Genomic DNA, 21534 nt, shown 5'->3' with positions numbered 1-21534 from the left:
GGATCCAGGATCAAGGTCACCTCATGCGCATCGGCTTTCTATCTCCCCTGGCGCTGGCCCTGCTGGCGGGTATTTCCCAGCAGGCCCAGGCCAGCTCCGACGATTCCTGCTACCCCGACTGGCGTGTCTCGCGTGACAGCCTGGCCCCTTGCAACAACGTACCGTTCCTGAGCCCGGGCAATGACAGCCGGGTCAACCTGCGCCTGTTGCTGGCCGACAAAAAAGCCGCGCCACTGGCTCCCAATGCCTTGGGCGAAGACGATTTGGCCCAAGGGTTCGGCCCGGTGCCATTCCCGGTGTATCGCCTGGTGCCGGTTCCAGCCACGAATGAGGAGCCGGATAACAAAGCTGACGATTCGCGCACGGCTGAACTCGACACGCTGCTCCAGCCCCTGGGCATCAAGCGCGAGGAGTACAAGACCGCAGGCGAAGCCTTCCTGAATGGCGAAGGCAGCCGTTGCCGCAGCAATGACGATGACAGCGCCACGGCGTTTATCAGCCAGGTGATCAAAGCCCAGATGCCGCCCGCCGAGCGCGACCTGTTGGTAAAAGCACGCCTGCAGTTGCTGACCACCTGTGACTGGAGCCGCCAGGTAGTGGACGCGCAGCTGACCCCGTCGGCCAACGCCCAGTTGTTCCGTACCTATTTGCAGGCCGCCGGCGATTTCTACAGCGGGCGTTTCGATTACGCCGAGCGCGGGTTCGCCGCCGCCTCCACCAGCGATGTGCCGTGGCTGAAGGAAACGGCGCTGTACATGACTGCGCGTACTTCACTGAATCAGGCCCAGGCCGAAGCCTTCGACGAATACGGCATGCCGCAACGCGAGCATGTGGATAAATCGGCTTTGAGCGATGCCGAGGAAGGTTTTCTCAGTTACCTGAAACATTTTCCACAGGGCGATTACGTTGCGTCCGCCCGCGGCCTGTTGCGCCGCGTGCACTGGCTGGCAAACGACGACGCCAAGCTCGCAGAAGACTTCACCTGGCAACTCACCGAAGCCACCGACGCCCAGCGTAATGTGAGCGTCGACGAACTGGTGGAAGAAGCCGACCTGAAGTTGCTGATGGTCGGCAACAAGTCGGCCAACAGCCCGATGCTGCAGGTGGTCAGTGACCTGATGGCGATGCGTGCTCATACGCCGCCGCTCCTGAGCCGAGAAGACCTCGACAAGCAAAAGAGCACTTTTGCCAACGAGCCGGCCTTGTTCGACTACCTGCAAGCGGCGTATGCCCTGTACGTCGAGCATCAGCCCGACGACGCCTTGAAGCATCTGCCCGACAGCGTGCCGTCGAGCCTCGACTATTTCGCCTTCAGCCAGCAGACCCTGCGCGCCCTGGCCCTGGAAGCCAAGCAAGACTGGCAAGGCGCCGAAGCCCTGTGGCTGCAACTGCTGCCCCTGGCCAAGCAACCGCTGCAGCGTGACCAGCTGGAGCTGGCCCTGGCGATGAACTACGAGCGCAGCGGCCAACTGGCCAAGGTGTTCGCCGCCGACTCGCCGATCAGTGCCAAGCAGGTGCGCTACATCCTGCTGCGCAACGTCGCCGGCCCCGACCTGCTGCGCCAGCAGATCGCCAAGGCCAGCGACCCGATCGAGCGCCAGAGTGCGCAATTCGTGCTGCTCTACAAAGACCTGCTGCGCGGCCAGTACGCCACCTTTGCCGATGATCTCAAGCAAGCCTCGCTCGCTGACGACAAGCTCGGCACCAGCCTGGGCTACACCTACACCAGCGGTCAGAGCTTGAAGCTGTTCCAGTGGAACGGTGACAAAGCCGAATCCGGCTACGCCTGCCCAAGCATCGCGCAAACCGCCGCGACCTTGCAGGACGAGGCCAAAAACCCGCACGCCTTGAACTGCTTCGGTGAATTCATCCTGCGCAACGGCTTGGACGGCATGCCGTTGGAACAACCGCGGGCCGCCGGCAGCCTGGGCAGTACCGCCTCGGACTTCAAGGGTGAAACCTTCTCGCGCCTGGACGGCTACAAACAGGTGATCGCCAACGCCAAGGCGCCGAAAACCGACAAGGCTTATGCGTTGTTCCGCGCCATCAATTGCTACGCGCCGGCCGGCTACAACAGCTGCGGCGGCGAAGACGTGGCGCCGGCGGTGCGCAAAGCCTGGTTCCGCCAACTCAAGTCCGGTTTTGCCGATACCCAGTGGGGCAAATCGCTGCAGTACTACTGGTGAAGCCGCTGTGGCTAGGCTTGCTGTTGCTGGCAAGCCCGGCCTTTGGCGCAGTTAACGCTGGCGACTACGACGCCTTCTGGTTGTGGAGTGGCGTCACGCCCCAGCCGGTGATCAAGCAGGCAAAAACCCTGTATATCCTGCAAGGCCAGATCAACTCCACCCGCCGCGCTCCCCAGCGCGGCGTACAACTGATCGCCCAGGGCATGAGCGTGCCGCGCATTAGCCAAGGCCAAGTCTGGGTGGTGTACCGCGCCCACACCCTGCACTGGCCGGAACGGGTCTACACCCAAGTGCTGGGCCAGGTGCAACGCTGGCGTGACGCCGGCAACCCGGTGATCGGTATCCAGATCGACTTCGATGCTCGCACCCAATACCTGCACGAATACGCCGACTTCCTGCGTGACCTGCGCCAACGCCTGCCCGCCGACCTGCGCCTGAGCATCACCGGGCTGATGGACTGGAGCAGCAACGCCGACCCGGCCGCCATCGCCCAGCTCAAGGGCGTGGTGGATGAAGTGGTGGTGCAGACGTATCAGGGGCGGCACAGCATCCCAGACCATGCCGCGTATTTGCCGCGGATGAATCGGCTGGGGATGCCGTTCAAGGTCGGCTTGATTCAGGGAGGCGAGTGGCAGGCGCCGGGGTATTTACAGGGAAGTGAGTGGTTTCGAGGGTATGTGGTGTTCTTGCAAAACCCGTGAAGGCTGAATATCAACAAGGAGCGAGCTTGCTCGCGAAAGACGTGAACGATAATGCAGCGCTATCAGATAGCCCGCGCCGCCGATACGTTCTTCGCGAGCAAGCTCGCTCCTACAGTGGGTGAGGCTCGCAAGTTCATCGCCAGTTTCACGCCTTTGCGCTTGAGCGGCGAGGCGCTCAGGTCGTTGCTCAAGGTCGCTTTTATCACTGCTCCACAACGAACGCCCCCAGGCCGAGCGCGGAGCTGATCGCAATCACCCAGAAAGACACGCCGATGCAGATCCAAATACCGTTGGCCCACGTTAGACGGTGGTTGGCTTGGCCTGTCGAATCATTTTCCAAGTGGTTCACCGCATGCTGAATCTGCACGCTCATCGCGACCTGCGCGATTGCAAAGCACAGGCCCACCTTCAATGCGGTAAGCGACGAGACGAACCACACATAGGTAAAAGGCAGGAAGGCGCAGATTATCCAGCCAAGCACAAAGCAGCGAGGCCACCACCGATAAGCCGGGTCTTTCAGATCAAGCGCCTGCTTGATTTTCATCACCAGCGCATAAAGAAAAAAGATCGAAAAAAAGGCTCGAACAAGCGGCAGTACACGGCCCCCCGTTGCGGCGCGATAAGCACTCCAATGTTTGTATAACCAGTAAAACGTATAGAAGCCTTGGGACAGCAGCACCATCAATACCAACTTGCGTGGTGCGACGATAAAAAAGGTCGATGCGCCAGTTGACGGAGTTTTGAGATCAGCTTGGGGTGCTGCATAGGGGTTTTCAGATATGAACATAAGGACGACTCTTGAGGGCAGTCCCGCAAGATTAATGCTCATGTTCCTGGCTAGTGCCCCCATCTCGAAAACAGGAACATTCCTACGCTCGACTTCACACAATCGTCACTGAGCGACTTGCAACGGGTACACCGACTCCCACCCTCCTCCCAGCGCTTTGTACAGCCCGACCATGGCCAGTGACACGGCGGTGGAGCTTTCTACCCACTGCTCCTGCGTCGCCAACAATGCGCTCTGCACGGTGAGTACGTTGACGAAATCCGCCACGCCTTCGACGTACTGGTGTTGCGCGGTGGAGAGGGCGATCTGGTTCTGGCGCACGGCTTCAGCCAGGCTGTCACGGCGCAGTTGGCTGGCGTTGTAGCGGGTCAACTGGTCGTCGATTTCATGCCAGGCACGCAGCACGGTTTGCTGGTAGGCCACGGCGGCCTCCTGTTGTTGGGCTTGGCGCAAATCCACCATGCCTTGCAGGCGCCCACCGTTGAACAGCGGCAAGCTCAATTGCGGGCCGAGGGCAAATGCGCGGGAGCCCCAGGAGCCGAAGTCCGACAGCTGCATGGCTTGGGAGCCGAGGCTGCCGGACAGGGTGATGCGCGGGTAGAAGTCGCCCTTGGCCACGCCGATGCTGGCAGTGGCGGCGTGCAGGCGCGCTTCTGCCTGGCGGATGTCGGGACGGCGTTCGGCGAGTTCCGAGGGCAGGCCAATGGCGACCTGACGCTGGGTTTGCGGCACAGGGGCGTCCTTGGACAGCTGTGCGTGCAGGGCCTGGGGCGGCTCGCCCATCAGCAGGCTCAGGGCGTTGATCAACTGGTCCTGACGCTGCTGCAGATCCGGCAGGCGCGCTTCGATGGCCGCTACCTGGGCGGCGGCTTCGGCCACGTCCAAGTCGGTTGCTACGCCATCAGCCAGGCGCAGTTGCGAGAGCTTGAGGCTGTGACGGGCCACGTCGAGGTTTTGCTCGGTAACGGCACGGGTGTTCTGCACGCCGCGCAGCTGGATGTAGTCCTGGGCAGTCTCGGCCAGTACCGACAACAACACGGCGCGGCGGTCGTTTTCGGCGACCTCAAGGGTAGCGTCGGCAGCCTCGGTTTCGCGCTTTACGCGGCCCCAGAAGTCCAGCTCCCAGGCGGCCGAGAAGCCCATGTCCCATTGGTTGAAGGCTGCGCGGCCGTTCTCGCCGGAAGGGTCGTTCAAGCCTCTGCCACTGTTGCGTTTGCGCTGGTAACCGCCGCCCGCATCGACATTGGGGTAGCGCTCGGCCGTCGTCACCTGGCGGATGGCGCGACTTTGTTGCAGACGGCTGCTGGCCAGCTTCAGGTCGAGGTTGTCGCTGAGGGCGCGGCGTGTCAGGGCTGAGAGCTGCGCGTCCTGGAACACGTCCCACCAGCGCTCCTGCAAAGGGTCGCTGACGGCGCGGCTTGCGGCTTGGCGACCCTGGGGCTCGCTCCACTGGCTGATGGGCGGGGCATTGGGCCGCTGGAAATCCGGGCCGACAGTGCAGGCGCTCAGACTGATAAGGCTCAGCGTGAGCCAGGCGAGGTGTCTCATTGCTGGGCCACCTCACGTTGTTGCGTGACGGGCCGCGTATCAACGCTGGCTTCCACCGACATGCCAACACGCAGGCGCTCGGTCAGGGGCTGGTTCGGCTCGAGGACGATCTTCACCGGGATACGCTGCACCACCTTGGTGAAGTTGCCGGTGGCGTTGTCCGGCTTGACCGACGCAAAGGTCACGCCCGTGGCCGGCGCCAGGCTTTCCAGGTGGCCCTTGAGCAGCTCGCCGTCAAGGCTGTCGACGCTGACCCGCACTGCCTGGCCGGCATGCATATGGGACAGTTGGGTCTCCTGGAAATTGGCCACCACATAGGCTTGGGCCAGGGGCACGACCGCGAGGATCTTGCTGCCCGGCGTCACATAGGCGCCGACCCGCACTGCACGCTCGCCGACCATGCCATCGACCGGCGCGACAATGCGTGTGTAGGACAACTGATAACTGGCCATTTCCAACGCCGCCTGGGCACGCTTGAGGCCGCCTTCGGCAGCGTCTCGCTGGGCGGTGAGGATTTCCACCTGCTTGCGTTCGGCGGCCAGCACTGCGGTGGATTTGGCCAGCCGCGCGGTGGCCTGGTCGATGCGGGTCTTGGCTTGCTGGGCGTTCTGCACCGTGCCCGCGCCGACGCCGGCGAGGTGGTTGTAGCGATTCAGCTCATGTTCGGCGAAGGCCACTTCGGCGCGATCAGCAGCCACGGTGGCCTGGGCCTGGGCGATCACCGAGCTTTGGCGCTCCAGGGTCGCGCTGGCGTTTTTCAGTTGGGCCTGGGCTACCAGGGTATCGGCGTCGGCAGCCTGGGCGGCGGCGCGGAAGTCGCGGTCATCGATCACCGCCAACAGCTGGCCGGCCTTGACGCGCTGGTTGTCTTCTACCAGCACTTCCTTGATGAAACCTGCCACCCGCGGCGCCACCAGGGTGAAGTCGGCGGCGACGAAGGCGTCATTGGTGGTCTGGTGCTTGCTGCCCAGCACGCCCGGCGCAACCAGGTAAACCAACACGCCGACGGTAAATACAGCAATAACGGAGACGGCAATTTTGTCTTTGCGTTTCATGGAAAGTCCTTGTGGTCAGGTCGGAGCGCGAGGCGGATGGATCCGCGTGGGCATCCAGAAAATCAGCAGAATCAACGTCACCGCGACACCGGCCATGACGACATAGAGATCCGAAGAGGTCAGCACCACGGTCTGCTCGTGCAAGCGGTGGGCGAGGCCCGACGCGTCGGCGTCGGCCAGGGGCGAATTGCCCAGACGGTCTACCAGCATGGTCGAGTGGAAGTGCTGACGCTGAGTGGTCAGCGTGTCCAGCACGGCGGTGGCGACCACGGCGGCCAGGCCCTTGACGGTGTTGAACCAGGCCGAGGCGAACGGCCCTTCGATGGGTTGGATGCTGCCGGTAGACAGCATCAGCAGCGGCAATACGGCCATCGGCTGACCGAAAATCTGCAGCAGGTACCAGCCATAAAAGTCGTCACGGATCCACGCCGAGGTCAGGTGTGAGCTGCCGATGCAGCACAACACCAACATGCTCAGGCCAATGCCCAGCACCCAGCGGCAATCGACCCAGCGCAGGTTGCACAGCGCCGCCACCAGTGGCAACGCGATCAACTGCGGCAGCGCCATCAGCAGCATCACTGGCGCGATTTGCAGCGGCCTGTAACCCTGGACCTGGGCGAGAAAGCTGGACGGGATGATGATCACCGAGGTCAGCACCATCAGCACGCCTGCCAACACGATCAGGGCGAAGGCCAGGTTGCGCAATCCGAGCATCTGCAAATTGAAAAATGGCAGCGGCTGTGACCATTCGTTGAGCATGAACAGCACCAGCAACAGGGTGCCGCCACCCAACAGGAAGGTGATCAGGCCCGACTCGAACCAGTCCAGGCGATTGCCCTGCAACAGGCCGATCACCAGCATGCAAATCGCCGGGAAGCCCAATAGCAAACCACGCCAGTTGAACTGCTTGAAGCGCTCCAGGCGCAGCGGGTCTTGTGGCAGGCCGTAGGCCACCGCCGCCATGGCCAGCAGGCAAGGCGCGACGATCTGCCAGAATGCCCATTGCCAGCCCACGTATTCGGTCCACAACGCCGCCAGCGGGGTGCCCAGGCTTGGGCCGAAGGTGGCGGTCAGAGCGTAGCCGGCCAGGCCATACAGCTTGACGTTGGCCGGCAGGAAACGCAGCGCCACGGTCATCAGCATCGGCGGCAGCGCACCACCGGCCAGGCCTTGCACGGTACGCAGCAGCAACAGGCTTTCGTAGTTCGGCGCGAACGGGCAGAGAATACCCAGCACGGTGAACAAACCGATGGCGCACAACGTGAAACGGCGCAGGGAAAACGTCACCGAACACCACGGCGCGAAGGCCATGGCCGCTACGGAAGTCGCCGTGTAGGCCGCGACCAGCCAGGTGCCTTCGTCAAAGCCGATGTACAGCGCACCGCGGATATCCGCGAGGGCGACCTTGGTGACCATCTCGTTGAGACCGGAGACCAGCACCGCCAGCAGCACGCCGACCAGGCCGATGATGATGCGCGGGCCGAACACGGGCGGGCTTGGAGCAACAGGTGGCGCTGCGGCCTGGAAAGTGGGGGCAGCGAGGGATGTCATGAACAGGTAACTCGGAATGAGAAATACCTGAGCAGTTTAATCAGGCACTCTCATGACAAAAAGTTACTTGTTGGCAGGTTATAAGTGCGCTAGACGCAACTGATCTGTGTCGGGCGCTGATTTCATGGGCAATACATGGCCAATGTGGGAGCTGGCTTGCCTGCGATAGCGCCAGTTCGGTAACAGATTTAGTGACTGACAGGCCGCCTTCGCAGGCAAGCCAGCTCCCACATTGACCGCGTTGGCTTTATACCGGTTGGGCTTCAAGCCACGTGGCATGACAGCTCTCGCGCATGGTTTCGCGCAGCCATTTGTGCGCCGGGTCCTTGTCGAAGCGCGGGTGCCAGGACTGGGCCAATACCAGGGTCGGCAAGGAGATCGGCAACGGGAATGCGCGCAGTGGCAAATTCAGGCGCTTGGCGCTCAGCAGCGCTTCCTTCGGCACCGGCATGATCAGATCGGATTCCGGCAACATGAACATCGCACCGTGGAAGCCTGGCGCGATCATCGCCACACGACGCTCCAGGCCCTGCTCATTCAGCGCGGTGTCGATCGGCCCACGAGCAATGCCACGACGTGAAATGCTGATGTGGGAATAGCTGGCAAAGCGTGCGGCGGTGATTTCTTCGTCGAACAGCGGGTGGTCTTGCCGCGCCAGGCCGACAAAGGTGGTGGAGAACAGGTTCTGCACCTTCACTTCCGGGCTGGCCGGCATGGTGTTGCTCACCCGCAGGTCCAGGCGCCCTTCGCGCAGGGCTTCGTCGTCGGTGTCGCCTTCGGGCACGAAGCGCAACTCGCACAGCGGTGCCACGCGCTCCATGGTGTCGAACAGGCGGCCGCCATAGACGCCGATGAAGAAGTCATTGGCGCGTACGCTGAAGCGACGGCGCAAGGTGCTCAAGTCCACTTGGTCCGCCGAGCGAAACAGCAACGCCGCCTGCTCCACCACGGTGCGCACCTGGCCTTGCAACTCCAGGGCCTTGGGCGTCGGCACCAGGCCGCGGCCGGCACGTACCAGAATCGGGTCACCTACCGCTTCGCGGATACGCGTGAGGGTGCGGCTCATAGCCGCCGGGCTGAGGTTCATTCGCCGCGCAGCGCCGACCACACTGCCCTCGTCGAGCAAGGCGTCGAGGGCGACGAGCAGGTTCATGTCCGGTAGTTGCATGCCAAGCACTCGTGTTCGATTGGGAGTGAACTGGGCGCAATCCTAACAGGCTTTACCGGTTCAGAAAGGCGCATCCCCCTGGATAGTGGTGCGGTACAACTTGCGGCGCAGGTGGCTTGGGCAACCAGCGGCCAGGTGGATCAGCGAGCGGTTGTCCCAGAACACCAGATCGTGGGGCTGCCACTGGTGGCGGTAGATATTGTCCGGCAGCACGCTGTGGGCGTAGAGCTGGGCCAGCAGGTCGCGGCTTTCATCATCTGGCAGGCCGACGATGCGCGTGGTAAAGCCTTCGCTGACGAACAGCGCCTCGCGGCCGTTTTCCGGGTGGGTGCGCACGATGGGGTGCACCACTTCTGCGACCTGGGCGATTTGTTCGGGGGTCAGGGTCGGGCGCCAGTTGCCTTCAAATTTGGTTTCGCTGTAGCGCGCCGTGTAGGAGTGCGCGGCACTGCGCCCTTGCACGGCGTTGCGCAGGTGCTCGGGCAGTTGCTCCCAGGCTTTGTGCATGTCGGCGAACAGGGTGTCGCCACCTTCGACGGGTAGTTCCTGGGCGTGGAGCATCGAGCCCAGGCTGGGCAGTTCCTTATAGGACAGGTCCGAGTGCCAGAACTTGCCTGCATCGCCCAGGCCGAGGGGTTGGCCGTTCTCGATGATGTTGGAGACGATCAGGATTTCCGGGTGGTTGGCCAGCAGGAACTGTTTGAGTACGTGGATCTGCAGCACGCCGAAACGGCGGCTGAAGGCGATCTGTTGTGCGGGGGTGATGCGCTGGTCGCGGAACACGATGACGTGGTGGTCCAAGTGTGCGCGATGGATGCGGGCGAAGTCCTGCTCGTTGACTGGGCGGGATAAGTCCAGGCCGATGATCTCGACGCCTACACTGCCGGGGAAGGGGTGGATGTCGAAGGTTTGGGCGGTGGTGGCGGACATTGAATTCACTCCCGGCGGACAGGGGGTGAATTTATAGGTATGAGAATGGAAGTTTAAATACCGTTGATGCATATCGATATGGCGTTTGGTTTGAGCTGTCGAGTGATGCTGACGGCCTCATCGGGGGCAAGCCCCCTCCCACATTTTGGATTTGTGAACACATTCAAATGTGGGAGCTGGCTTGCCTGCGATGAGGTCGGTACAGGCGCTGAAGATCAACGCTCGTGCAACGCCTCGGCCCGTGCCTTGATGATTGGCTTGAGCAGGTAGCTGAGGATGCTTTTCTTACCAGTGATAATGTCCACCGAGGCGACCATGCCCGGGATGATCAGCAGCGGCTTCTCATCGGTGCCCAGATGGCTGCGGTCGGTGCGCAGGGTGATCATGTAATAGGTGGTTTTCTTGTCTTCATCGGTGATGGTGTCGGCACCGATGCGTTCGAGCTTGGCCTTGAGGCCACCGTAAATGGTGTAGTCATAGGCAGTGAACTTGACCACCGCTTCCTGCCCTGGGTGCAGGAAGGCGATGTCTTGCGGACGGATCTTGGCTTCCACCAGCAAGGTGTCGTCCAACGGCACGATTTCGACCATGTCGCTGCCTGGCTGGATGACGCCACCGACGGTATTGACCAACAGCTGCTTGACGATCCCGCGCACCGGCGAGGTGACCAGGGTACGGCTGACGCGGTCTTCCAGAGCGCGGCCGGTGGATTCAGCCTTGTTCAGTTCAGTACGGGCTTCGTTGAGCTGGGTCAGGGCTTCACTGCGGAATTTGCCACGGGTTTCGTCGATCTTGCGCTGCACTTCCTTGATCGCCGACTCGGCGCGGGGGATCGCCAGGGTGGTGGCGTCCAACTGGCCGCGGGTTTCCATTTCGGCGCGCTTGAGGCGCAGCACTTCTACCGGCGACACCGCGCCCTGGGCCACCAGCGGCTCGGACATGTTGATTTCCTGGCGTTGCAGGGACAACTGGCTGCGGTACTGGCCCTGCTTGGAGGTGAACTCGCGCAGCTCTTGCTGGCGCTGTACCAGTTGCTCCTGCAAGCCGCCGACTTCGTCTTTCAATTGCTGGCGCCGGCTTTCATACAGGGAGCGCTCGTTGGCAGCCTGGCTCGGCGCGGCCTTGAGCACGTCGTCAGGGATGTTCAGCGGGCGATCGTCCACCTGTGCACTGAGGCGCTCCACTCGCAGTTGCATGGCCAGGCGCAGGGCTTCGGTTTCCCCGGCATTGGAGACGAACCGCGTATCGTCGAGGCGGATCAATGGCGCACCGGCTTCGACGATCTGGCCTTCCTTGACGTACAGCTCGGCGACGATACCGCCTTCCAGGTTCTGGATTTTCTGCAACTTGGACGACGGAATCGCCTTGCCGTCGCCACGGGTCACTTCGTCGATCTGGGAAAACCCTGCCCACACCACCAGGAACACGAAGAACCCGATGATTGCCCAGATGGTCAGGCGGATGACCCGCGGCGCATCTTCGATCAGGGCTTTGTTGACCTCGGGCAGGGGCTGGCCCTGCAGCGAGTCGGAACCTTTGAAATAGCGACCGACCGCACTCTTGATGGAGTTAAGCAACACTGATCTGCCCCTTTTTCAACGCTTCCATGACCACGGCTTTCGGGCCGTCCGCGAGAATCTGCCCACGGTCGACCACCAGCAGGCGGTCCACCAGGGAGAGCAGTGAGGCGCGGTGCGTGACCAGAACCACGGTCTTGTTTTGCACCACGGCTTGCAGGCGTTGCTTCAAGCGTTCTTCACCGGTGTTGTCCATGGCGCTGGTGGGTTCATCCAGCAGCAGCATGGGCGGGTTGAGCAGCAGCGCTCGGGCCAGGGCGACGTTCTGGCGCTGGCCTCCGGACAGGTTCTGCCCGCGCTCGCCGACTTGCAGCTCGTAACCTTGGGGGTGCAGGCGGGCGAATTCGTGCACGCCGGCCAGTTCGGCGGCTTGCAGGACCATTTCGTCCTCGACGTAGCGTGCCCCGGATATCAGGTTGTCGCGCAAGGTGCCGGCGAGCAATTGGATGTCCTGGGCAACGTAGCCAATGTTGTGGCGCAGCTCGCTGACGTCGATCTGGCGTACGTCCACGCCGTCTACCAGCAACGCGCCGGAGTCGGGCTGGTACAGGCCGACGATCAATTTGGCCAGGGAGCTTTTGCCCGAGCCGCTGCGGCCGATGATGCCGATTTTTTCCCCGGGCTTGATCACCAGGTTGATGTTTTTCAGCGCCGGGTTCTGTTGGTTCGGGTAGGTGAAATTCAGGCCCCGGCACTCGATGGCGCCCTGCAGGGTACGGCGGCTCATGGGGCGCTCGTCGAAATTGCGCTCCTGGGGCAGCTCCATCATCTGGTCCACCGATGTCATGGTGACCTTGGCTTGCTGGTAGCGCGTCAGCAGGCCCGATAGCGAGGCCAGCGGGCTCAGGGCGCGGCCACTGAGCATGTAGCAGGCAATCAGGCCACCCATGCTGAGGTTGCCGTCGATGATCTGGTACACGCCGAACACGATCATGATCACGCCGGCCAATTGCTGTATCAGCAGGGTCATGTTCATCGACAGACCCGACAGCAACTTCACCCGCAGCTCAAGCCGGCTCAGGGTGCCGATGGTCTGTTCCCAGCCGTATTGGCGCTCGCTTTCGGCATTGTTGACCTTGACCGCGTCGAGCCCGGCGAGGGTCTCGATCAGGCTCGATTGGCGCTCGGCGGCCAGGGCCATGGTGCGTTCCATGGTTGCCACCAAGGGCTTTTGCAGGGCATAGCCGATGCCCAGGGCAAGCGGGAACGCCAGCACCGGCACCCACACCAGATGGCCGCCGAGGATGGCTATCACCAGGAAGATCAGCAAGGTGAACGGCAGGTCGATCAGGCTGGTGAGGGTCAGCGACGCGAGGAAGTCGCGCAGGCTTTGAAACTCATGGATATTCTGGGCGAAGCTGCCGACCCGTGCCGGGCGGTACTTCATGGACATGCCGACGATGCGTTCGAACAGCGTGGCCGATATGACCAGGTCGGTTTTCTTGCCGGCCAGGTCCAGGCACAAGCTGCGCAGACTCTTGAGAACCAGGTCGAACAGGTACGCGCCGCAGATGCCCACGGCCAGCACCCACAGGGTGGCGGTGGCCTGGTTCGGCACGACGCGGTCGTACACGTTCATCACGAACAGCGGCGCGGCCATGGCAATGATGTTGATCAGGAAGCTGGCGGCGATGGCGTCGGTGTAGAGCCAGCGCGAACGCATGAGGGTGTCACGGAACCACGACCGCGCCCGCGGAATCAGGCTGCCGTGATTGACGTCGAATTTGTGTTGCGGCTGTGCAAAGAAGACTTTGCCGATGTAGTCGTCGGCCAATGCTTCGCGCTTGATCAGCACTTCACCGCCGTCGCTTTCACTGAGCAGGATCCGCGCTTCATCTTCGCCCTGCCAGCCGACCAGCACGGTACTGCGACCGTCCTTGAGCAACAACAGTGCCGGTAATGCGATGGTCGGGATCTGATCCAGCTTGCGTTGCAGCAGCCGGCCCTGCAGCCCGGCCCGCGCAGCGGCACGCGGCAGCAGCTCGGCACTCAACCGTTGCGAAGGCAGCGGCAGGCCGGTGGTGAGCATGGCCGCACTGGCCGGTTTTTGATGCAGGGCGCAGAGCGCCAACAACCCGTCGAGTAACGGGTCGTCGTGCAGTGCGCGTGGATCATGACTGAGATGAACTCGACTGACTTCAGGTTCCACGCGGTGCACTCTCGACTAACAGATGGGGCTATTGGGGTGGCTCAATTCATCCCAGGCAGTTGGACTTTAGGTTTCACGTCGTTCTGCACGACGGAGGCCATTGGTGCAACCACTCCCTGGCTCTTGAGCAATTCGCCCATGGTCGCCTTGATTCGGTACTGAGTAAATAACTGAATGTTCTTGATTTCTTCCAGGCGGCGGGAAGCGGTGAACAATTCATTTTCGCTGTCGAGCAAATCCAGCAGGGTACGTTGACCAAGGCTGAACTGTTGCTGGTAGGACGTGCGTACGCGGGTGCTGTGATCCACGTACTGCTGGGCGACCGGCAATTGCGCGTTGGCGTTGTTCAGGGCGTTCCAAGCCAAGCCTAGCTCTTCATTGAGTTGGCGCAAGGCGTTGTTGCGAATGTCCAGCGCCTGGTTGGCCTGGTAGGACTTCGATTGCAGGTCGGCTTTGTTGCTGCCACCGGCAAACAGGTTGAAGCGCATGCGCACCATGGCTTCCCAGCCGTTGCTGTGGTTCGGGTCACCGGAGACGTTGTTGTCGGCGTTGGTGCCAAGCTCAGCGTCAAAGCGCGGGTAGAAGCTGGATTTGGCGGCTTCGTACTGTTTCTCGGCGGCGGAGATATCCGACTCGGCCGAACGCAGGACCGGGCTGTTGTCGAGCATCTGGCGACGGGCTTCATTCAGGTCCGCCGGCAGCATGGCCAAGAACGGCGCCGGGCGCTCGAGCTGGTCGGGCATCTGGCCGACGGCGCTGAGGTAGTTGGTTTGCGCGTCTGCCAGATTGGTCTGCTCGGTGATCAGGTTGTTGCGGGCCTGGGCCAGGCGCGCTTCGGCCTGGTCCTGGTCGGCACCGTTGCCGACGCCGCGGTCGGTGCGCAGCTTGATCTGGTCGTAGATGCGTTCGTGATTGCGCAGGTTGTCTTCGGCCAGGCGCACGAACTCACGGCGGGTCAACACTTCGAGGTAGACCTGGGCAACGGTCAACGCTGTACGCTCGGAAGTACCCAGCAAGGAATAGGCACGGGAATTAACGTTGGCTTGTTGACGCCCGACTTCGCTGGAGGTGGCGAAACCGTCAAAAATCATTTGCTGCAGGCGCAGGCTGGATTCACCGCGGTTGAGCGTGTCCCAGTGGTTGCCGCTGGGATTGTTGGCGCGGGTAGTGGCGTTGTCGGTCCCTTGGCGGCCATAACCGGCGTTCAGGTCGACTCGCGGCAGGTAGCCACCTTGGGCGGCGCGCAATTGGTAATCGGCGGCGATACGGCTGTTTACACCTGCCTGGATTTCCGGGTGCACATCCAAGGCCTGTTGCATGGCTTGGGGCAGCGTCTGGGCTTGTACGAAACTGGCGGCGAGAACGAACGGAATTGCCTTGAACAGGTGCAGGCGCATTTAAAAATTTCCCCAGGACTTCTTGTCTCAAATCACAGCGATTAGCACCGCTGCGTCGGATAATGGCTACCGTAATGACCGTACGTCGGAAAGTTCAAAAAACGGAACTGCTTCACACATGTAGGACGGTTCGCCGCTTAAATATCAATGTGACATTACGGGAGCGATTGTTTAGGATGGCGACCATAAGGTCAATAGTTTGGCACAAACTAGATCGTTAAAAAATCTAGCCAAATATTTGACGTCAATACATTTGTAGACTACGCCCCCCCAATTGGCAGTGCTAATAGCGCGCTGCGAAATGGAATTTGTCGAAACGGACCTCCGGAGAAAATTTTAATGAGCAGTGTTGTTGCCATCGTCAAAAGCATTGTTGGTCAAGTTTTCGTTATTTCTCCGGAAGGAACACGTCGCGTCCTCATAGAAGGTGATCGCCTGTTTGCAGGCGACCAGATCGACACGGGCATATCGGGCGCGGTGAGCCTGGAACTGGCCAACGGCCGCATCCTGGACCTGGGCCGGGACACCCAGTGGAGCGCCGATATGCCGGACTCCACCGCCAATCTGGCTGCTGCCGCTGAGCAGGCCGCGCCATCGGTTGCCGAGCTGCAACAAGCCATCGCCGCCGGTGCCGACCCGACCACCGAGCTGGAAGCCACGGCCGCAGGTGCAGCGGCTGCCGGTAATGGCGCCGCGGGGGGTGGCCACAGCTTCGTGGTGCTGGACGCTACCGCCGGCCGTGTCGACCCGACCATTGGCTTCCCAACCGGCCCTCTCGGCCAGGGCACCTCGACACTCAACGCGTTGGCCGGCGCACCAGGCACTGCTGATTCCGGCTTGACGCTGCAGCCCGCGACCCTGTCCCTGAGCGCAACCCCCACCATCACCGAAGCCGGCGGTGTGCTGACCTATACCGCTACCGTTACGCGGCCCTCCACCAGCGACCTGACTGTGACCTTGTCCAATGGCGCGGTGATTACCATTCCGTCCGGCCAACTGACCGGCACCGTCAATGTGCCCCTGGCCCCTAACGACAGCCCCTACATCGATCCAAGCCAGATCAGCGTCAGCGTTACCGGTACCACCGGCGGCGGCAACCTGGTGTTGACCCTCGACCCTAACCCGGCCGTGACACAGATCACCGACACCATCGACACCACCACCGTGACGCTGACCGCAGGCGATACGGTGACCGAAGGTGGGCAGATCACCTACACCGCAACCTTGACCAACCCGGCGCAGACGCCTGTCACCGTGACCTTGAGCAATGGCTCGGTGATTACCATCAAGGCGGGCGAGTCTACGGGCACCGTGGTGGTCGACACCCCGGCGAACGACGTCTACAACAACGGTTCGACTGTCAGCACCACCATCACCGGGGCAACTGGCGGTAATTTCGAAAACCTGGTGCCGAGCACCACGCCTGCGATCACCACCATTACCGATTCGGTCGATACCACCACCGTCACGCTGACCGCTGGCGAAACCGTGACCGAAGGTGGGCAGATCACCTACACCGCCACCCTGACCAATCCGGCACAAACGCCTGTCACCGTGACCTTGAGCAATGGCTCGGTGATTACCATCAAGGCGGGCGAGTCAACGGGCACCGTGGTGGTCGATACTGCGGCGAACGACGTCTACAACAATGGTTCTACCGTCAGCACCACCATCACGGGCGCAACAGGCGGCAACTTTGAGAACCTGGTGCCGAGCACCACGCCGGCGGTCACCACCATTACCGATTCGGTCGATACCACCACCGTTACCCTGACAGCCGACGGCAACGTCACTGAAGGCGGCCAGATCACCTACACCGCCACCCTGACCAACCCGGCGCAGACGCCTGTGACCGTCACCTTGAGCAATGGCTCGGTGATTACCATCAAGGCCGGCGAGTCGGCGGGCAACGTTGTTGTCGATACTGCAGCGAACGACGCCTACAACAATGGTTCGACTGTCAGCACCACCATTACCGGTGCAACCGGCGGCAATTTCGAAAACCTGGTGCCGAGCACCACGCCGGCGGTCACCACCATCACCGATTCGGTCGACGCCACTACCGTCACGCTGACCGCTGGCGAAACCGTGACCGAAGGCGGGCAGATCACCTACACCGCGACCTTGACCAACCCGGCGCAGACGCCTGTAACTGTCACCTTGAGCAATGGCTCGGTGATCACTATCAAGGCGGGCGAGTCCGTCGGCAGCGTGGTCGTGGACACGCCGCCCAATGACGTCTACGTCAATGGCAGCACCATCAGCACGACCATCACCGGCGCGACCGGCGGCAATTTTGAAAGCCTGGTGCCGAGTACCACACCGGCGGTCACTACGGTTACTGATTCGATCGACACCACCACTGTGACGCTGACGGCACCGACCGAGGCGAACGAGGGTGGACAGGTTACGTATACCGCTACGCTTTCCAATAAAGCGGGCACTGACGTTACGTTGAAGTTGGATAATGGCTCGTCGATCACCATCAAGGCTGGCGATACCGTCGGCACTGTGACTGTTCCGGCGCCGACCGATGACGTGTTCATCGACAAGAGCACCCAGACGGTCAAGATCACTGAGACCACTGGCGGCAACTTTGAGAAGTTAGAAGTTGTAGGCAACGGCGCTACCACCACGATCAACGACACCATCGATAAGGTCGATGTGGTTCTGAGTGCAACCACCACCGTGGGCGAAGGCGGCAATATCGTCTACACCGCCAGCCTTGTGGATAAGAATGGTGCGCCGGTGACTAACATCACCAATCCGTTAACGGTCACTTTGGATAACGGCCAGACCATTACCATTGGCGTGAACCAATCCAGCGGTTCTATCTCGGTTGTGGCACCGGATGATGTGTACAAAGGCGATCAAACCGTCACCACTGCTATCAAAGGCGTGGCTGGCGGCGAGCACTTCGAGAATCTGGTGCCGGGTACTGCTGCGGTGAACACCACCGTTACGGATACTCCGGGCACCGACAACACCACGACGGTCACGCTGACTGCACCAAGCGCAGTTAACGAAGGTGGCCAGATCACTTACACCGCTACGCTTTCCAACAAGGCGGGCACCGACGTCACCTTGAAGCTGGACAACGGTTCGAGCATCACCATCAAGGCTGGGGACACCGTCGGCACCGTGACCGTACCGGCCCCAACCGATGACGTGTTCATCGACAAGAGCACCCAGACCGTCCAGATCACCGAGACTACTGGCGGCAACTTCGAAAAACTGGAAGTTGCCGGCAATGGCGCCCCCACCACGATCAACGACACCATCGACAAGGTCGATGTGGTGCTGACTGCCACCACCACCGTGGGCGAAGGCGGCAACATCGTCTACACCGCCAGCCTTGTGGATAAGAATGGTGCGCCGGTAACCAACATCACCAATCCATTGACTGTCACCCTGGATAACGGCCAGACCATTACCATCGGGGTGAACCAGTCCAGCAGCTCTATCTCGGTTGTAGCTCCAGATGATGTGTACAAGGGCGATCAAACCGTCACCACCGCTATCAAAGGTGTCACAGGCGGCGAGCACTTTGAGAACCTGGTTCCAGGGACCGATAAAGTCACCACGACGGTGACTGACACCCTGGGCACCGATAACACCACGACTGTCACGTTGACTGCTCCGAGTGCCGTTAACGAAGGCGGCCAGATCACCTATACCGCTACGCTTTCCAACAAAGCAGGCACTGACGTAACCCTCAAACTCGACAACGGTTCGAGCATCACCATCAAAGCCGGTGACACTGTCGGTACGGTAACTGTCCCTGCACCGACCGATGATGTGTTCATCGATAAGAGCACCCAGACGGTCAAGATCACTGAGACCACTGGCGGCAACTTCGAGAAGTTAGAAGTTGCAGGCAACGGCGCTACCACCACGATCAACGACACCATCGACAAGGTCGATGTGGTGCTGACCGCCACCACCACCGTGGGCGAAGGCGGCAATATCGTCTACACCGCCAGCCTTGTGGATAAAAACGGTACGCCGGTAACCAACATCACCAACCCGCTCACCGTCACCTTGGATAACGGCAAAACCATCACCATCGGGGTTAACGAATCGAGTGCTAGCGTTTCGGTTATTGCTCCGGATGATGTGTACAAAGGCGATCAAACCGTCACCACCGCTATCAAAGGCGTGACTGGCGGCGAGCACTTCGAAAATCTGGTACCGGGTACTGCCGCGGTGAACACCACCGTTACGGATACTCCGGGCACCGACAACATCACGACGGTCACGCTGACTGCACCAAGCGCCGTCAACGAAGGCGGCCAGATCACCTACACCGCCACCTTGAGCAACAAGGCCGGTACTGACGTCACTTTGAAGTTGGATAACGGCTCGTCGATCACCATCAAAGCTGGCGACACTGTCGGCACCGTGACCGTACCGGCCCCTACCGATGACGTGTTCATCGACAAGAGCACGCAGACCGTCAAGATCACTGACGCTTCTGGCGGCAACTTCGAGAAGTTGGAAGTTGCAGGCAACGGCGCCACCACCACGATCAACGACACCATCGACAAGGTCGATGTGGTCCTGAGTGCAACCACCACCGTGGGCGAAGGCGGCAATATCGTTTACACCGCCAGTCTTGTGGATAAAAACGGCGCGCCGGTGACTAACATCACCAATCCATTGACTGTCACCCTGGATAACGGCCAGTCCATCACTATCGGTGTGAATCAGTCGAGCGGCACTGTTTCGGTCTTGGCGCCGGATGACGTCTACAAAGGCGATCAAACTGTCACCACTGCGATCAAAGGCGTCACCGGCGGCGAACACTTTGAGAATCTGGTTCCAGGGACCGATAAAGTCATCACGACGGTGACTGACACCCCGGGCACCGATAACATCACCACCGTCACGCTGACTGCACCAAGCGCAGTTAACGAAGGTGGCCAGATCACCTATACCGCTACGCTCTCCAATAAAGCGGGCACTGATGTAACGCTGAAACTCGACAACGGTTCGAGCATCACCATCAAAGCTGGCGACACCGTCGGCACCGTGACCGTCCCTGCGCCTACCGATGACGTGTTCATCGACAAGAGCACCCAGACGGTCAAGATCACTGAGACCGCTGGCGGCAACTTTGAGAAGTTAGAAGTTGCAGGCAACGGCGCCACCACCACGATCAACGACACCATCGATAAGGTCGATGTGGTTCTGACCGCCACCACCACCGTGGGCGAAGGCGGCAACATCGTCTACACCGCCAGCCTTGTGGATAAAAACGGTGCGCCGGTGACTAACATCACCAATCCGCTTACCGTCACCCTGGATAACGGCAAAACCATCACCATCGGTGTTAACGAATCGAGCGCCAGCGTTTCGGTTGTTGCACCTGATGACGTCTACAAGGGCGACCAGACCGTCACCACGGCGATCAAAGGCGTGACTGGCGGCGAGCATTTCGAAAATCTGGTACCGGGTACTGCTGCGGTGAACACCACCGTCACCGATACTCCGGGCACCGACAACACCACCACCGTCACGCTGACTGCACCAAGCGCCGTTAACGAAGGTGGCCAGATCACTTACACCGCTACGCTTTCCAACAAGGCGGGCACCGACGTCACCTTGAAGTTGGATAACGGCTCGTCGATCACCATCAAAGCTGGCGACACTGTCGGCACCGTGACCGTACCGGCCCCTACCGATGACGTGTTCATCGACAAGAGCACCCAGACCGTCCAGATCACTGAGACCACTGGCGGCAACTTCGAAAAACTGGAAGTGGCAGGCAACGGTGCGACCACCACGATCAACGACACCATCGACAAGGTCGATGTGGTGCTGACCGCCACCACCACTGTCGGCGAAGGCGGCAACATCGTCTACACCGCCAGCCTTGTGGATAAAAACGGCGTGCCGGTGACTAACATCACCAATCCATTGACTGTCACCCTGGATAACGGCCAGTCCATCACTATCGGTGTGAATCAGTCGAGCGGCACTGTTTCGGTCTTGGCGCCAGATGACGTCTACAAAGGCGATCAAACTGTCACCACTGCGATCAAAGGCGTCACCGGCGGCGAACACTTTGAGAACCTGGTTCCAGGGACCGATAAAGTCACCACGACGGTGACTGACACCCCGGGCACCGATAACACCACCACCGTCACGCTGACTGCACCAAGCGCAGTTAACGAAGGTGGACAGATTACGTACACCGCTACGCTTTCCAACAAAGCGGGCACTGACGTTACGTTGAAGTTGGATAACGGCTCGTCGATCACCATCAAGGCGGGAGATACCGTCGGCACCGTGACCGTCCCTGCACCGACCGATGACGTGTTCATCGACAAGAGCACCCAGACCGTCCAGATCACTGAGACCACTGGCGGCAACTTCGAAAAACTGGAAGTTGCAGGCAACGGCGCCACCACTACGATCAACGACACCATCGACAAGGTCGATGTGGTGCTGACTGCCACCACCACCGTCGGCGAAGGCGGCAA

General features: G+C 60.9%; 12 protein-coding genes. 3 read left to right on the top strand and 9 right to left on the bottom strand.

Annotated features, from left to right (window positions below; genetic code table 11):
- The first annotated feature begins 23 nt into the window (after positions 1-23).
- Both TU73_RS00060 and TU73_RS00055 read left to right on the top strand, forming a co-directional pair.
- Positions 24-2186 carry a PA5441 family protein gene (locus tag TU73_RS00060; RefSeq protein WP_057010442.1) on the top strand — a complete coding sequence of 721 codons (2163 nt, stop codon included), beginning with the start codon at positions 24-26 and terminating at the stop codon, positions 2184-2186.
- Positions 2183-2887 (top strand): DUF3142 domain-containing protein, encoded by a 705-nt coding sequence (locus TU73_RS00055; protein ID WP_057010441.1) that lies wholly within the window; start codon positions 2183-2185, stop codon positions 2885-2887. The genes TU73_RS00060 and TU73_RS00055 overlap by 4 nt, the downstream gene beginning before the upstream one ends.
- A 202-nt stretch (positions 2888-3089) precedes the next feature.
- Here TU73_RS00055 and TU73_RS00050 read toward each other — a convergent pair whose 3' ends face one another.
- From TU73_RS00050 to TU73_RS00010, 9 genes are all read right to left on the bottom strand, one after another.
- Entirely contained in the window at positions 3090-3674 is a 585-nt protein-coding gene (locus TU73_RS00050; RefSeq protein WP_057010440.1) for a hypothetical protein, read from the bottom strand.
- Between the two features lie 105 nt (positions 3675-3779).
- On the bottom strand, positions 3780-5222 hold the full coding sequence (locus TU73_RS00045) for an efflux transporter outer membrane subunit (RefSeq protein ID WP_057010439.1): 1443 nt from the start codon (positions 5220-5222) through the stop codon (positions 3780-3782).
- A complete protein-coding gene (locus tag TU73_RS00040) occupies positions 5219-6277 on the bottom strand; it encodes an HlyD family secretion protein (protein ID WP_057010438.1) in 1059 nt (352 codons plus the stop codon). Before TU73_RS00040 ends, TU73_RS00045 begins: the two co-directional genes overlap by 4 nt.
- A 15-nt stretch (positions 6278-6292) precedes the next feature.
- On the bottom strand, positions 6293-7828 hold the full coding sequence (locus TU73_RS00035) for an MFS transporter (protein ID WP_057010437.1): 1536 nt from the start codon (positions 7826-7828) through the stop codon (positions 6293-6295).
- Between the two features lie 247 nt (positions 7829-8075).
- Positions 8076-8996, bottom strand: a complete 921-nt coding sequence (locus TU73_RS00030) for a LysR family transcriptional regulator (RefSeq protein ID WP_057010436.1) — start codon at positions 8994-8996, stop codon at positions 8076-8078.
- A 60-nt stretch (positions 8997-9056) separates the two neighbouring features.
- Positions 9057-9926 (bottom strand): TauD/TfdA dioxygenase family protein, encoded by an 870-nt coding sequence (locus TU73_RS00025; protein ID WP_057010435.1) that lies wholly within the window; start codon positions 9924-9926, stop codon positions 9057-9059.
- A 215-nt stretch (positions 9927-10141) separates the two neighbouring features.
- Complete coding sequence (locus TU73_RS00020) at positions 10142-11506, bottom strand: HlyD family type I secretion periplasmic adaptor subunit (protein WP_057010434.1); 1365 nt, start codon at positions 11504-11506, stop codon at positions 10142-10144.
- On the bottom strand, positions 11496-13652 hold the full coding sequence (locus TU73_RS00015) for a type I secretion system permease/ATPase (RefSeq protein ID WP_057010851.1): 2157 nt from the start codon (positions 13650-13652) through the stop codon (positions 11496-11498). The genes TU73_RS00020 and TU73_RS00015 overlap by 11 nt, the downstream gene beginning before the upstream one ends.
- 41 nt (positions 13653-13693) lie before the next feature.
- Positions 13694-15049, bottom strand: coding sequence for a TolC family outer membrane protein (locus TU73_RS00010; protein ID WP_057010433.1), 1356 nt, complete (start codon positions 15047-15049; stop codon positions 13694-13696).
- A 339-nt stretch (positions 15050-15388) separates the two neighbouring features.
- Between TU73_RS00010 and TU73_RS00005 the strand changes: the two genes are divergently transcribed.
- The coding region (locus TU73_RS00005; protein ID WP_156421183.1) for a retention module-containing protein at positions 15389-21534 on the top strand (6146 nt) is incomplete at its 3' end.

The organism is Pseudomonas libanensis, assembly GCF_001439685.1.
GTDB lineage: Bacteria > Pseudomonadota > Gammaproteobacteria > Pseudomonadales > Pseudomonadaceae > Aquipseudomonas > Aquipseudomonas libanensis.
This window is presented reverse-complemented; position numbering and strand designations above follow the sequence as displayed.